Here is a 15,288-nt window from a genome sequence, read left to right on the forward strand (position 1 = left end):
AATGTCCGCGCTAGTAATGGCGACTGCTATATTTTCTCCTTAGTTCTGAGTTATGATTTTTTATACTACGTTTTGCAGTGCGGAATGTAGGTTTTATATAGAATCCGGTTATATAGTATATGTTTATAACTATACTTTAATATTCAATCTCCCCTATTCCCCCAACTATATAACTATATAATAAGTATTCAACCGTATTTGATATTAAAGGTATTTTGGGCAATTAGATGTTTGGCAAAACTCAAAGTCAAATAGAATACTATAGGTCAACTAATAATTTCTCTTAATTTTGACTTTTGACTTTTCTCTAATTACTATTTGTGGGCCAACTGCTACAGGTAAGTCTGGATTAGCCTTGGATTTGGCCCAGAGATTAGGTTCAGTAATTCTCAGTGCAGATTCCCGTCAAGTGTATAAATATTTTAACATTGGAACCGCAAAACCAACTATAACAGAACGGGAATTAGTACCTCATTATTTAATAGATATCTGTGAACCTACGAAAACCCTTACGTTAGCAGAGTATCAGGAACAGGCACAACGTTTAATTGTTAATTCTCCTACTGCTCAAACTGATTTTGCTCCACCAAGTTTATTAGTGGGAGGTACGGGATTATATATAAAGGCAATAGTTAAAGGTTTGAAGATTCCCAGAGTTGGGCCTAATGAAAGGTTGCGATCGCAACTATCAGATTTAGGTCAAAATCAATGTTACAAAATGTTGCAGCAGGTTGATGAGGTTGCTGCTGAGAAAATCCACCCTAATGATGCAGTGCGAACATTACGAGCATTGGAAGTATTTTATGTGAGTGGGAAACCAATTTCTCAACAGCAGGGAGAAAACCCTCCAGATTATCCAATTTTACAAATAGGATTAGATTGCGATGTAGAAGTTTTGGGTGAACGTATTCGTCATCGGACTGAGAAAATGGTGGAAGTTGGGTTAGTGGAGGAAGTAAAATTTTTGTGTGAAAAATATAGTCCTGAGTTGCCATTGTTAGATACTTTAGGTTATGCAGAGATGAAACAATATTTGGCAGGAGATATTAGTTTGACTGAAGCGATCGACGCAACAGTTTTACATACTCGTCAGTTTGCCAAGCGACAACGTACTTGGTTTCGAGCTTATCCAGAAATTGAATGGTTTGATGCGAATGCCTCGGATTTATTGGAGAAAGTTTGGGAGCGAGTGAGGGGAGTTGGAAGTTGAGAAAATTTTCATCATCCGTCTCCTGGAGTTTCAGCAAATGAAATGACTATTACTCTATACGCAATCGAAAAAAAAATTGGCGTTGCATATTTGCGAGATGAATTATTGTTTTAGAGCAAAGATGAAGTAAAAGCTGAGATTTACCTTTTCTGCAAAGATTCATCCCTTAGTTCAGCAACGCCAAAAAATTTTCATCATCCGTCTCCTGGAGTTTCAGCAAATGAAATGACTATTGCTCTATACGCAATAGAAGGAAAAATTTTCACCACCATCTCCGGGAGCTTCAGCAAATGAAACTACTATTGCTCTATACGCAATAGAAGGAAAAATTTTCACCACCATCTCCGGGAGCTTCAGCAAATGAAACTACTATTGCTCTATACGCAATAGAAGGAAAAATTTTCACCACCATCTCCGGAAGCTTCAGCAAATGAAATGACTATTGCTCTATACGCAATAGAAGGAAAAATTTTCACCACCATCTCCGGAAGCTTCAGCAAATGAAACTACTATTGCTCTATACGCAATAGAAGGAAAATTTTCATCCTCCATCTCCGGGAGCTTCAGAAAATAAATAGCTTTTCAGACAATTCTGTGAGACCTTAATAGCAGTTATTTAAGGAAAATTATCTATGCCTACTAACCCTGGACAAAATCAACCCTATATCCTTTCTGATGAAACTACTCAATCTATGGTCGTTGTTGTTCCTGAAAGAGGTGGTATTGTCACTGACTGGCGCACTCAAGACCAAAAAATATTTTATATGGATAAGGAACGTTTTGCTGACCCGACTCTCTCGGTGCGCGGTGGTATCCCTTTATTGTTCCCTATTTGTGGCAACTTGCCTGACGATACCTACACTCTAGACGGAGAAAGTTACAAACTCAAGCAACATGGTTTTGCTCGTACCCTCCCCTGGGCAGTTACAAACCAGTCTACCGAGAATGGCGCAAGTATTACTGTGACTCTCCGCAATAATGATGAAACTATGGCAGGATATCCATTTAATTTTGAGTTGAATTATACCTATATATTGCGAGGTAATACTCTAGAAATGCGATATTCTCACACGAATTTATCTCAAAAACCTATGCCATTTTCTACAGGTATTCACCCTTATTTTGCTGTTGCTGATAAGAGCCAATTAGAGTTTGATTTACCTTCCAACGAGTATAAGCTTAAAGGCGAACCAACTGTTAATACTTTTTCTGGAGTGTTTGATTTTAACTCTGAAGAAATTGATTGGGCGTTTGTTAATTTGTCAAAACAATCTGCAGTAGTTACTGATAAAAGTCGCAATTTGAAGTTAACTATTAACTACGATAGTAATTACTCAACTCTAGTTTTTTGGACGGTCAAAGGTAAAGATTTTTATTGTTTAGAACCTTGGACTGGTCCTCGAAATGCGATGAACACTGGCGAACATTTATTAATTGCTGAACCTGGTAAAACTGTAGAAACAGTAATTAGTATGACGGCAGAAGTTGGTTAATTTTAAATAGGATAATTAACCTGAGAAAGTATCTGTACCTGGGGGATGAGATGATTAAGATTTAAGTGCTTTCATCATTATCCCCCCGTGGCAATATCTTCTTATCTAATGTAGTAGGACATCTAGACTAAAATTGTAGGTAAGTTTCAGCAAGAAGGAAACGTCAAGATTTGAGATTGCTTCTTATCCTCGCAATGACCTCAATGACCTAGGTTTTGTGTAAGTCCTGAATATTATAACTTCCTAGTGCAGGATGACGGAAATAAGTGACCAGTGACAAAATACTCAAAGCCTTACCAATCAAAACTTCTGAATTCTGAATTCTGAATTCTGACTTCCGCGTAGCGGTACTAGATTCCCTATCCCCTATAAATTAGAAGCACGAATTGCTGCTCCAATTAATCCCACTTGAGGATTTAATACAATATGAACAGGCACTTTTTCTAATAACGGTCTCATTCGCCCTTTACGGTTAAAAGCCTCCATAAAACTGCCTGACTTCATAAGTGGAAGAATTTTCCCAGCAATGCCTCCTGCTACATACACACCACCATAGGGTAAAAGTTTCAGTGCTAAATTTCCTGCTTCTGCTCCATAAGCTCCTACAAACATCTCCAAAGTTTGCTCGCACAAGCGATCGCTCTTTTCTAAAGCAGCTTTCCCAATAACCGCCCCTGGATCTACAGTAATCTCACTTGAACCAACTTCTTTTTCCCACTGTCTGACTACATCACCTATTTCCGGAGACTCTGTAGCAGATTGACGATCGCGTAAAAACTGATAAACTGCGACAATTCCCATTCCTGAAACTACCCTTTCCACAGACACTCTATCTATGCTATGCTTCGTCAATAAATATTGTAATAGATGAAATTCTAACTCAGAGCGTGGCGCAAAATCAGTATGACCTCCTTCTGTCGAATAAACTCTAATTGCCCCTGCTCCCCGAATCAAAAAACATTGTCCTAATCCTGTACCAGCACCAAGTACAGCTATTGGGGCATCAGCTAGAGGCTCGCCTGGTTGTAAAGTCTCCAAATCATCAGGAGTTAAACCTAAAATTCCATAACCTACTGCTTCAAAATCGTTAATCAAACTAATTTGAGATATGTCTAACTCCTTTTCCATCAGCTTGGCATCGAGCATCCAGGGGAGATTAGTCAATTTAACTGTGTTGTTGACAACTGGTCCAGCAATCGCAAAACACGCTTTTTCTGGTTGTTGTTTCTCTCCTAACTTCTCAGTCGCTTCTTCCAAGAACTTGTTTACTATAGGTACTAAATCTGGAAAATCGTGACTGGAGTAACGATTTTCATAAAGATTTCGCAGTTCTACGGCAGCTTTTGATTCTTCTCGTTTTGCTTCTACCAGTTGTAGTATTGTCTTAGTACCGCCAATATCACCAGCTAGTAACAATGTCATAGACTATATTCTCCTGAGCAAATGTTTAATTTTTAGGCGTTGCATAAATGTGGGATGATTTTAATAGTTTTGTGGAATGGGCATCTTGCCCGTTCCTAATATTTTCGGACAGGCAGGATGCCCACTTAATATTCATCCCAAAATTTCAGCAACGCCAATTTTTATTACTATATCGTGTTTAGTCACATAGTTAATTTGGGATTACTGGAAAGATAATGATCTATAGTGCTACGCATTAAGGTATTTGACATTTCTCAATTCTGAAACCTTTTGACAGTCTACTTTTCCTTTTAGTGTATAATTTATCTTAATTAGTCAAAAAGACATTTCTATGTAAAGTCTTTTTATAATCCTGATTATTCCTAACATTCTTTTTTCAGGGGTTGGTGAACCGAGCTATGAAATAATCGCGAGCGTGTTATTAAGAAACCGGGTTTGTTGGAGACATATTTCAGTATGTATCGGCATCTAAATATAAACCCAGTTTCTAGAAAACTAGAAAAATCATAAAAATGGTATTAGTTTCTCATCCCCAATATTTCATCAACAGTTAAACTCACATCATCAAAAGCTTTAATAGGTAAGCGATCGCCCCGGAAAAATTGCTGCTGCTGCTTATAACTATTTCCCACAATTTCCCGGTAAACTTCTACTAATTCTTGATTAATATCTATCAACCACACCTCATAAATTTCATTCTCAGCATACAAAGGTATTTTCACTTCCCGGTCATATTTAATAGTTGAATCTGCTACCTCTACCAATAACAATATATCTTCTGGTTGTGGATGTTTTTCAGCATAATAATCTTCACGCCATTGCAGCAAAACTAAATCTGGTTGTGGTTCACTCTCATCATTTAAGTCTATAGGATTTTGAATATCAACTATTGCTTTCCCAGATAAAAGTTTATTAAAAATTCTATTTAAACGCCTCACACAACCAGCATGAGGAATACCAATAGGTGCCATTTTAACAATTTCTCCCCCTATTAATTCTACTCGGTCATCCTCTTTGAGAATACCGACTTTAGCCATTTGATGATATTCTTTGACAGTAAACTGTCGTCTTTGTAATTCTACAACCATAATTACCTCTTTACTCTTAATTAACTATCTAATTATATCAAATTTGCTGCTACCAGATTTAATATTAGTTCTGAATTATGACTTCTAAATTCTGAATTTTCCTCTACCAAAATCAACTAAAAATAAGTAGGAACAGGGAAAAAGGTTTTGATAAATAAATTTACTTAACTACACTTGTCTTAATCTTCTTGCGTAAGTCCTGAAAATATTAAAACCCTACATACTTTGAGATATCTAATTTTGAAGATAGTAGACTACCATAAATAACAGCTTTAGGTAATGTCATCATTTTTTTTCAGTGATGTAGGTTTCTGGGCAATGTATGGGAGGGATGTTTTGCCAGAGCTATAACGAAAAGGATTGAAATTGACTTAAATTTAATCCATTGAAAAGACTATAAACAAACAAATAAATCTAGTCTTCCCAGTTTTTTTTATGGTTTATATAAAAATGATAATCATTATTATTCATAGCAATATGAGAATGAATACCATTCTCTTTGTGAATAAAAAATACAGATAATGGCGAAAAAGTTATTTAGATGTTAAACTACAAATAGGGTAAATTAAATGAAAAATGTGAATAATTAAGGAGATTAAAATGACTACTGTAACTCAAATGAAATGTGCTTGTGAATCTTGTCTGTGTATCATTTCCGTAGAAAACGCAGTGAAGAAGAATGGTCAAAACTATTGTTCTGAAGCTTGTGCTAACGGTCATCCCGATGGTACTACTGGTTGTGGTCACGAAGGTTGTAGGTGTCATAGTTAACAAATATTTGCTTGTAGGGGTTTGAAGACTAAACCCCTTATTTAGGTTTAGATAAGCCATCTTCCCTCCCCTACTCCCCTACTTCCTACACTACTCGACATTACTTTTACCAAAATTCGCCAGAAGTAAATAACAACAGGGAACCAAATAAAGCGCAATAAGAGTCGAACCACCAACACCACCAACGATCGCTATAGCCAAAGGAGGCCAAAAGGTACCACCTTTTACCAACAAAGGAACAAACCCGATCATTGTGGTTAAGGTTGTAGCAACTACATGACGAGTGGAACCCATAACAACTTTGCGAGTGGCTCGGCAATTCCCAGCGGATGCTTCGGAGTCTGCGAGGATAGCAGCCAAAACTACTACTGAGTCATTTATGGCAATTCCCACTAAACCAAATGTTCCAATCAGACCCATAAAACTGAAGTAATAGCCAAATAACCATAAACTGAAAAATCCTAAACCAATAGCGCAAATAGCGACTATTCCAATAATGACAGTTGCTCGGAAAGAATTTAAGGATAAGACCAAAATCGAAGTTGCTAACAAAAATAAAAAATATAAGAGGCACTGTAGCAAATAAACCAGCTTTTGCATCACCCTGTTTTTCCGACTCTCCGGCAATTTCAGACCAATACCCAGATGGTAACTCAAAGTTTGAATCATTTAACTGTTGTTGCCATCCTTTCATAACTTCGGAAGGTAAAATCCCAGCAGCAATAAAACCTTGAATCAAGTTTACCCGTCTACCATTACGTCTTTTAATAACTGAAAATTCTGGCTGTAATTCTACTTTTGCTAAAGCTGACAGGGGTATTGTATCGGTTGCACTAAATCGATTTTGATTTAGACTTGAACCAGTCGGTTGTAAGTCTAGAGATGTAATTTGACTAATGTCTCCTCGTTGAGCATTCGATACTCGCACCCGCACTGGTATTTCTTCGGTATCTTCAATTATTGACCCTCCTAAATTTCCCTCCAGTAAGGTTTCTAATTGTTGTGAAAGGGAGGCGCGATCTAATCCTGCTAAACGAACTTCCTCTTCATTCACTTGTAGTTGTAGTTGGGGTCGAATTTCGCTTAAAGTGTCGCGGGTGTGAATTACATTAGGGACTTGAACTAGAATACTTCTTGCTTGTTCTCCTAATTCTTGTAAACGCTTTAAGTTAGGACCATAAATTCTCATTTCTACTGGTGCATCCAAGGGAGGTCCTTGTTCTAATTGTCGAACCATAACTTGAGCGTCAGGAAATTCAGTATCAACTTCTGCTTGGAGTGCATTAACAAATTCTGGTTTAGCAATTAAATTTAACTGTACAATTCCTTGAGCATAATTTGAGTCTTGTCTACCTGATGCTAAGTTGTAGTAATACCGAGGGGAACTACCTCCTAAAAACCACTGAATTTCTTCAATTTCTGGATGTTTTAACATGAGGTTTCTGATTTCTATAGCCGTATTTTTAGTTTTTTCAATAGAAGTCAAAGCAGGTAATTCTAATTCTATTTGTATCTGGTCTCTGTCTGCTGCAGGAAAGAATTGTTCGGGTAGACTGCTAAATTTAATTAAACCAGTGATCGGTAAAATTAAACCTAATAATATTCCTAACCAGGGAGTAGTAAATAAAATGCGTAGACTGACTTGATAAAGTTCGGTTAAATAAGAATTTGTAAACCCTGTCGTCCACCATTTGTGTTGAAGATTGTTTAAATAATAATAACGACAAGTCGGGTATAGTTTGCCTGCTAAACCAGAAATTATTGTCACGGATAAAAATAATGAAGAAATAACAGCTAAAATTACATTAATGCCAATACCAAAAATAAATTCTCCAGCCGGACCAGGAAGTAATATAACTGGCACAAAAGCCAGAACCGTAGTTAAAGTTGATGCTGTTAATGGCAGAAATAAATGATTAATTGTCTTATTAATAGCAGCTTCAGGGTTTAATCCAGCAACTATATTTCTAGTAACTTGATTAACAACAATAATTCCTGTATCAATCAATAATCCTAAAGCTACAATTAATCCAGTGATTGACATTTGCTCTATCGGAACATTGAGAAATCTCATCATCCCTAAAACTATACAACTTGACAAAGGCAATACCAAGCTAACAACAGTTGCAGCTTTCCAACCCATTAAAAATACTGTAATCCAAAATACCAGCATCCCACTTATGAATAGGTTTAAAATCATACTTTTTAAGCGGGTTTGAATATAATTACTTTGATTAAAAATAATCTCCAGTTTCAGACCTTTACCAAGCTCTTTGCGGAATTTTTCTATCACTGTTTCCGCAGATTTTGCCCATAAATCTATTTGATAATCTGGTTCGACAAATGCAGCTAAAGCAGAAGCAGGACGACCATTAATTAATGCAAGTTCACTGGGTGGTTCAGCAATTGTTTTTCTTACTTCAGCAATGTCTCCAAGTCGAGTAAATTGCCCTTGATTACTAAAGCTAATTGGAATATTCCTAATCCGATCCAGGGAATCTAAATCTGAATTAACTTCTAAGATTAAATCATTATTTTGACCGCGAAATAGACCGGAAGAAACTTTAGCATCACTTTGTTGAATTTGTGCAGATAATTGTTGGGGTGTGAGACCAATACTAGCTAACCTAGCTGCATCAATTTCGACTACTATTTCTTTTTGAGGATTACCAATTTCAGCAACTTTTTCTGTCCCTGGCAATTCTAATAATTCATCTTTTAACGATTTAGATAAATTGGAGAGAATCGCATAATTGGGCTTTGTATCTTGTTCCCAAGTTAAAGCAGTAATCATAGCATAAGCTCTAGTTTCAAGTTCCTCTAATCGTGGTTTACTGACACCAACAGGTAATTGAGCATCAACTTGATTTAATCGCTCTCTAATTCTTAACCAAACTGTATCAGCGTTTATTTCTTCAACTGAATCTAATAATTCAATACTAATAGTTGAACTTCCCACCTTAGAAGTTGAAGTTCTAGTTTTAATTTCTTCAATTTCAGATAGTTCTGATTCTATTTTTTCTGTCACTAATGCTTCAATTCTTTCCGCATTAGCTCCCGGCCAAAAAGTTTTGATGACTGCAAAGCGGGAAGTTAATTCTGGATCTTCGAGTCGTGGCAATGTTAAAAAAGATGATATTCCCCAGACGAGAATTATTAGTATTGCTAGTATTAATAATCGAAAGTTCCGATAAAATAAAGTAGTCATTTCAGTTATCAGTTATCAGTTTTTCTGCTCTCAAAAAAATCTATAAGGTTTATCTTTGATAGCAATGATAATTTTGGCTTAGTTCTGTCACATTTGTTTTTATTGCGATGTCACAATAGAAAAATGTAGGAGTTTAGTATTCATATCAAATCCGGTAGTATCGGTGTAAAAAAGCGTAGAAACCGGGTTTATATGAAATACCCTTGTAGGGACGTTGCATGCAACGTCCCTACCATCTATCTCCGATAAACCCGGTTTCTTATACTACTCGGAAGCCAACGGATTTGATATCAAACCCTTACAGCAACTCTATTATAATAAAGTTTTCGCTAAACAGAAGAAAAAAAAGCCTCAAACCTAGACAGAGCAAAAATTCAACTTTTTCCTCCTGACTCCTGACTTCTCCCTAATTATTTATAACTGTTCATCCGGACATAATATAATTATTTTGGTATAGGGAAGTGTTGGGAGCATCTGGTTCCCCACACTTCCCCTGACTTCCCACATTACTTCACATTACTTTTACCAAAATTCGCCAGAAGTAAATAACAACAAGGAACTAAATACAGCGCCACAAGAGTCGCACCACCAACACCACCAGCGATCGCTACTGCCAAAGGAGGCCAAAAGCTACCACCTTGTACCAATAAAGGAACAAACCCGATCATAGTAGTTAAGGTTGTGGCAACTACATGACGAGTGGAACCCATGACGACTTGGCGAATAGCTCGACGGTTGCCCGTAGATGCTTCATCATCTTCTAGGATGGCAGCTAAAACTACTACTGAGTCATTAATGGCGATTCCCACTAAACCAAATGTGCCGATGAGACTCATAAAACCGAAGGGATAACCAAATAACCATAAACTGAAAAATCCTAAACCAATGGCACAAATAGCAACTGCACCAATAATGGCAGTCGCTCGGAAGGAATTTAAGGATAAAACTAAAATTGAGGTTGCTAACAAAAATACCAGAGGCAGGGTAGCAAACAAACCAGCTTCAGCATTACCTTGTTCTCCTGCCTCTCCAGCAACTTCCAACCAATACCCGGATGGTAATTCAAAGTTGGAATTATCTAACTTTTCTTGCCACCCTTTCAGAACTTCGGATGGTAAAACCCCAGCAGCAAGAAAACCTTGAATGGAATTTATCCGTCTGCCGTTACGTCTTTTAATCACGGAAAATTCTGGCTGTAATTCTACTTCTGCTAAAGCGGAAAGAGGTATTGTATCAGTGGCACTAAATCGGTTTTGATTTAAACTCGAACCAGTTGGTTGTAAATCTAGGGATCTAATTTGGTTAATATCTCCCCGTTGAGTATTTGATACTCGCACTCGCACTGGAACTTCTTCCGTATCTTCAATAATTGAACCTCCTAAATTTCCCTCTAATGAAGTTGCTAATTGTTGTGAAAGAGAGGTAGAATCTAATCCTGCTAAACGAACTTCTTCTTCATTTATTTGTAGTGCTAATTGAGGTCTAACTTCACTTAAAGTTTCACGGGTATGAGTTACATTCGGAACTTGAACTAACAGACTTCTTGCTTCTTCTCCTAATTCTTGTAAACGTTTTAAATTAGGACCATAAATTCTGATTTCTACTGGTGCATCAAAAGGAGGTCCTTGTTCTAATCTTCTAATCATAACTTGAGCTTCAGGAAATGCAGTATCAACTTCTGCTTGAAGTGCATTAACAAAGTCTGACTTAGCAATTGAATTTAACTGTAAAAATCCTTGAGCATAATTTGTAGCTTCTCTACCTGCTGTTATGTTGTAATAATATCGAGGAGAACTACGTCCTAAAAACCATTGCACTTCTTCAATTTCTGAATGCTTTAATAATAGGTTTCTGACTTCTATAGCTGTATTTTTAGTTTTCTCAATGGAGATTAAACCAGGTAATTCTAATTCTATTTGTACTTGGTCTCTGTCTACTTGAGGAAAGAATTGTTCGGGGAGAGTACCAACTTGAATCAAGCCAATTATTGGTAAAAGAAAACCCAATAATATTCCCAACAAAGGAAGACTAAATATACTTCGTAGACTGAATTGGTAAACTTCAGCTAAAAAGGAATTTGTAAATCCGGTTTTCCACCATTGTTGTTTAGTATTCTGGGAATAATTATCATAGTTATTATTGTATAGTTTTCCTGCTAAACCAGAACCTACTGTTAGAGACAATATTAAAGAAGAAATAACAGCTAAAATTACACTAACGCCAATAGTACCAACAAATTCTCCAGAGTTACCAGGAAGTAATACAATTGGCAAAAAAGCCAAAGCTGTAGTTAAAGTAGATGCTGTTAATGGCATAAATAAATGATTAATTGTCTTATTAATAGCAGCTTCAGGTTTTAATCCAGAAGCTATATTTTTACTAACTTCATCAACCACGATAATTGCTGTATCAATCAATAATCCTAAAGCTACAATCAATCCAGTTATTGACATTTGATGTAGAGGAATATCGAGAACTCTCATCATTCCTAAAACCATACAACTTGATAAAGGCAATGCCAAACCTACAACAATTGCCGATTTCCAACCCATCAAAAATACTGTTATTCCAAATACCAGGATTCCACTAATTACTAGATTCAAAATCAGACTTTGTAAACGGGTCTCAATATAACTACTTTGATTAAAAATAACCTGCAGTTTTAGACCTTGACCTAAGTCTTTGCGGAAATTTTCTATAGCTGTTTCTGCCGATTTTGCCCAGAGGTCTATTTGATAATCTGAATTAACAAATACAGCTAAAGTTGAAGCAGGATTACCATTAATTAATGCCAACTCATTCGGTGGTTCAGCAATAGTTTTTCTGACTTCAGCAATATCTCCAAGTCGAGTAAATTGCCCTTGATTACTAAAACTAATTGGAATATTTATAATCCTATCCAGGGAATCTAAATCTGAATCAATTTCTAGAAGTAAATCATTATTTTGACCGCGAAATAGACCAGAAGAAACCTTAGCATCACTCTGTTGAATTTGTGCTGATAATTGTTCGGGAGTAATACCAATACTAGCTAATTGAGCAGCATCAATTTCTACTAATATTTCTTCTTGAGGATTACCAATTTCAAAAACTCTGTCTGTTCCTGGTAATGCTAATAATTCATCTTTTAACAATTCAGATAAACGGGTAAGAATTGCATAATTAGGTTCAGTATCTTGTTCCCAAATCAAAGAAAGAATCATAGCATAAGCTTTAGCTTCCAGTTCCTCTAGTCGTGGTTTACTTGTACCAGCAGGTAATTCGGGAGTAACTTGATTTAATCGCTCTCTAATTCTTAACCAAACTGTATCAGAATTTGTTTCTTTAACTGAATCTAATAATTCAACATTAATAATTGAAGTTCCTACCTGAGAACTTGAATAGTAGTGTTTTATTTCTTCAATTTCAGATATTTCTGATTCTATTTTTTCTGTGATTAATGTTTCTACTCGTTCCGCATCAGCTCCCGGCAAAAAAGTTGTAATAACAGCACCGCGAGAAGTTAATTCTGGGTCTTCGAGTCGTGGTAATGTGAAAAATGATGACATTCCCCAGACAATAATTATTAGTATTGCCAGGATTAATAGTCGAAAGTTTCGGTAAAATAAAGTAGTCATTTTAGTTATGATTTATATTTTAGTTAAGGATTTTTTTTGCTAAATTGATAATGTAAAAAAGCTAATTTTTATTTAAATTATTACATTAAATCTGAATAAAAACTATTATCCAGTCATTGCGACTGGAACGGAGTGGAAGGAAGCAATCTCTCGGATTTGAGAACTTCCTGAGACAAGAATTATTAGTATTACCAGGATTAATAATCGAAAGTTTCGGTAAAATAAAGTAGTCATTTCAGTTATATTTTAGTTAAAAATTTTGATGTTAATTACAGCTCGTAATTGGGCTTTAGCCCTATCTACAGTTCGGGCTAAAGCCCAACTACAAACAAAAACTTTTTTATCACTCATTATCCAGACATGGTATTACTCACTGAAAAATTAAGGTATAAAGCCTCTCCATTAATGGAGAAAAAAAATTATTTTTATTCAATCCTTCTATTACAGAAGAGGTAATTATTAATTGTTAATTGTTAATTATTAATTATTCACTCCCACTCCCCCTGTAATGTAAACGCCCCCCAATAATACGGACTTATCCCCTGCTCCAACATCTCCAACTGCGCCGCCCTTAACGCCTCCACAGGCGATCGCCCCTGCTCCAACATTCCTTGATAAAACTGTGACATCAAGTCTGCTGTTCCAGAATCATCCACTCGCCACAACGAACCTACTACCCGTTTTGCCCCCGCATACATAAACCCCCTTGTCAACCCTACCAAACCTTCTCCTTTAATATCCTTACCTTTGGCTGTTTGACACGCACTCAATACTACTAATTCTGCTGGTAAGTTCAGATTAAAAATGTCATTGAGTCGCAGGAAACCATTTTGCCAGTTACCATTTTTATCTACTAACGACATGATAACCCCTGATAATTCTGGTTGCCTGCCATTAGCAAAGCCGTGGGTAGCAAAATGTACAATCTGATATTTGCTTAATTCCTCACTTGTTGCTTTTTCTCGGTTAGCTTGGAAGTCGAAAACTTGAGTGCGTTCTGACTCTGGCACTAAAGCCATAATTGCTTCTGCTTCAGTGCGAGTAGCAGGAAGTCTATCCCACTCAATACCCGCATCCCTAGCCGATCTATCTAATTGTTGTGCTTCTAGGGGAAAAGCTTGACTCTGCTTTTCTGATGTAGATGCTATGGTGGTTTTATTACTGATAACTGATAACTGCTCACTGTTCACTGAAATGAGTCTGCTATCTTCCGGGCTAAATACTGGATCGGCAATAATAGCTACTTTTTTCGGGGCAAGTTTCCGAGATTTTGTGCCGTTGCGGATGTTGGCAATAGTAGTAGCTGAAGGCAGATGTACTATTTCGTGGTTAACTATTAAAGGTTGATAACCATCACTTTCTCCATCGGTATTTGGTATTGATAAGGCAGAAAAAGGAATTTCTTGTAAGAAGCGATCGCCAACTATTAATAGACGTTTTTTGTTTAATTTATCAGCAACTGGTTTGAGCAGAATTTCTGTCAGCTCATCAGCAGCACTATCAACTTTTGTCATATCGTTGTGTTCCCGTGGGTTTGTAATTTTAACCATCAATTCTATGGCAGCATTTTTAATTTCTGCCTGGGGAGGAAGTTGATAACTGTAGATGCTGTCTTTAGTGACTGCCCATAAATAACTCTTTTTCTCACCCAAGGAATATTGTAAAAGTAAGGTGTCGTTATCTAATACCTGTTGTTGAACTTGCTTGAGGATGAGGGGTTGAGGTTGGGTTAGTGCTGCATAATTTGGGCTGTTGGTACGAATTTTGGCGCGGAGTTTGTCGTATTCATCTATGAGTTGATCTCTTGTTTGTTCAATGTTAGCTTTTTGTTCAGGAGTGTATTCTCCACTGAGAAGTTTTATACGTTTGGTTTCGATGATATTGAGTTGTTTTTGGAGTTGTCTTTCTGCGGTAGCGAGTTGGGGATCTATTCCTTGGCGGATATCGACACTAGCTTCGTTGAGAAGTTCAAGGAGGGTTCTGGCTCGACTACGTTCGCTGGCATGGAAGGCTTTGCCATCGTAGCCTTGATTGGGGTTTTGTTTGTGGAGTTGCATAAGTAAGTCGATGTAGAATTGGTATCTATCATGGACGGTGGCAAAGTAAGAGGCGCGGAGTTCAGGACTATCAACTTTGGTACGGAGAGCTTCGATTATTTCTAGGGATTTTTCTATGACAGTTAGGCTTTCGGTGAGTTTGCCTTCGTCTCGTTTTACCCAAGCTATATTATTGAGAGTGGTAGCTTCCCCACTCCAATCGCCTACTTGCCGTCTGAGAGGTAAAGCTTGATTGTAGTAATTGAGTGCTAGTTGTTTTTCTCCTAAGTCATGGTAGACATAGCCAATATTATTGATCGTGGTAGCTTCCACTCCTTTATCCCCTACTTGCTGAAGTATAGGTAAAGCTTGATTGTAATAATTGATTGCAAGTTGTTTTTCTCCTAAACTATTGTAGATATAGCCAATATTATTAAGAGTGG

The 15,288-nt window shown here is 36.9% G+C and carries 9 protein-coding genes; 3 read left to right on the forward strand and 6 right to left on the reverse strand.

Annotation, left to right across the window (positions count from 1 at the left end; genetic code table 11):
• The first annotated feature begins 289 nt into the window (after nucleotides 1–289).
• Together miaA and ACP6PL_RS20865 are read left to right on the forward strand one after the other, a co-directional pair.
• A complete protein-coding gene (gene miaA / locus ACP6PL_RS20860) occupies nucleotides 290–1,210 on the forward strand; it encodes a tRNA (adenosine(37)-N6)-dimethylallyltransferase MiaA (protein WP_426547195.1) in 921 nt (306 codons plus the stop codon).
• 632 nt (nucleotides 1,211–1,842) lie between these two features.
• The gene (locus tag ACP6PL_RS20865) at nucleotides 1,843–2,703 is read left to right on the forward strand and encodes an aldose epimerase family protein (RefSeq protein WP_426547196.1); all 861 of its coding nucleotides are present in this window, start codon (nucleotides 1,843–1,845) and stop codon (nucleotides 2,701–2,703) included.
• Nucleotides 2,704–3,069: 366 nt separating this feature from the next.
• On the opposite strand, the gene ACP6PL_RS20870 is transcribed toward ACP6PL_RS20865, so the two are convergent.
• Complete coding sequence (locus ACP6PL_RS20870) at nucleotides 3,070–4,125, reverse strand: glucokinase (RefSeq protein WP_426547197.1); 1,056 nt, start codon at nucleotides 4,123–4,125, stop codon at nucleotides 3,070–3,072.
• A 518-nt stretch (nucleotides 4,126–4,643) separates the two neighbouring features.
• Entirely contained in the window at nucleotides 4,644–5,213 is a 570-nt protein-coding gene (locus tag ACP6PL_RS20875; protein WP_426547198.1) for a Uma2 family endonuclease, read from the reverse strand.
• A gap of 600 nt (nucleotides 5,214–5,813) precedes the next feature.
• On the opposite strand from ACP6PL_RS20875, the gene ACP6PL_RS20880 reads away from it, so the two are divergent.
• The gene (locus ACP6PL_RS20880; RefSeq protein WP_426547199.1) at nucleotides 5,814–5,984 is read left to right on the forward strand and encodes a metallothionein; all 171 of its coding nucleotides are present in this window, start codon (nucleotides 5,814–5,816) and stop codon (nucleotides 5,982–5,984) included.
• A gap of 90 nt (nucleotides 5,985–6,074) precedes the next feature.
• On the opposite strand, the gene ACP6PL_RS20885 is transcribed toward ACP6PL_RS20880, so the two are convergent.
• The 4 genes from ACP6PL_RS20885 to ACP6PL_RS20900 form a co-directional block, all read right to left on the reverse strand.
• Nucleotides 6,075–6,473 (reverse strand): efflux RND transporter permease subunit, encoded by a 399-nt coding sequence (locus tag ACP6PL_RS20885; protein ID WP_426547245.1) that lies wholly within the window; start codon nucleotides 6,471–6,473, stop codon nucleotides 6,075–6,077.
• Nucleotides 6,358–9,192 carry an efflux RND transporter permease subunit gene (locus ACP6PL_RS20890; protein WP_426547200.1) on the reverse strand — a complete coding sequence of 945 codons (2,835 nt, stop codon included), beginning with the start codon at nucleotides 9,190–9,192 and terminating at the stop codon, nucleotides 6,358–6,360. The genes ACP6PL_RS20885 and ACP6PL_RS20890 overlap by 116 nt, the downstream gene beginning before the upstream one ends.
• Before the next feature lie 506 nt (nucleotides 9,193–9,698).
• Entirely contained in the window at nucleotides 9,699–12,809 is a 3,111-nt protein-coding gene (locus ACP6PL_RS20895) for an efflux RND transporter permease subunit (protein WP_426547201.1), read from the reverse strand.
• A 488-nt stretch (nucleotides 12,810–13,297) separates the two neighbouring features.
• Nucleotides 13,298–15,288: CHAT domain-containing protein (locus tag ACP6PL_RS20900; protein WP_426547202.1), on the reverse strand; the 1,991-nt coding region annotated here is incomplete at its 5' end.

This window comes from Dapis purpurea BLCC-M126, assembly GCF_050015975.1.
Classification (GTDB): Bacteria; Cyanobacteriota; Cyanobacteriia; order Cyanobacteriales; family Microcoleaceae; genus Trichodesmium.

Coding starts and splice junctions, on each gene's coding strand:
- ACP6PL_RS20895 (WP_426547201.1), bottom strand. CDS start 12,809: ATGACTACTTTATTTTACCGAAACTTTCGACTATTAATCCTGGCAATA.
- ACP6PL_RS20870 (WP_426547197.1), bottom strand. CDS start 4,125: ATGACATTGTTACTAGCTGGTGATATTGGCGGTACTAAGACAATACTA.
- ACP6PL_RS20865 (WP_426547196.1), top strand. CDS start 1,843: ATGCCTACTAACCCTGGACAAAATCAACCCTATATCCTTTCTGATGAA.
- ACP6PL_RS20890 (WP_426547200.1), bottom strand. CDS start 9,192: ATGACTACTTTATTTTATCGGAACTTTCGATTATTAATACTAGCAATA.
- ACP6PL_RS20875 (WP_426547198.1), bottom strand. CDS start 5,213: ATGGTTGTAGAATTACAAAGACGACAGTTTACTGTCAAAGAATATCAT.
- ACP6PL_RS20880 (WP_426547199.1), top strand. CDS start 5,814: ATGACTACTGTAACTCAAATGAAATGTGCTTGTGAATCTTGTCTGTGT.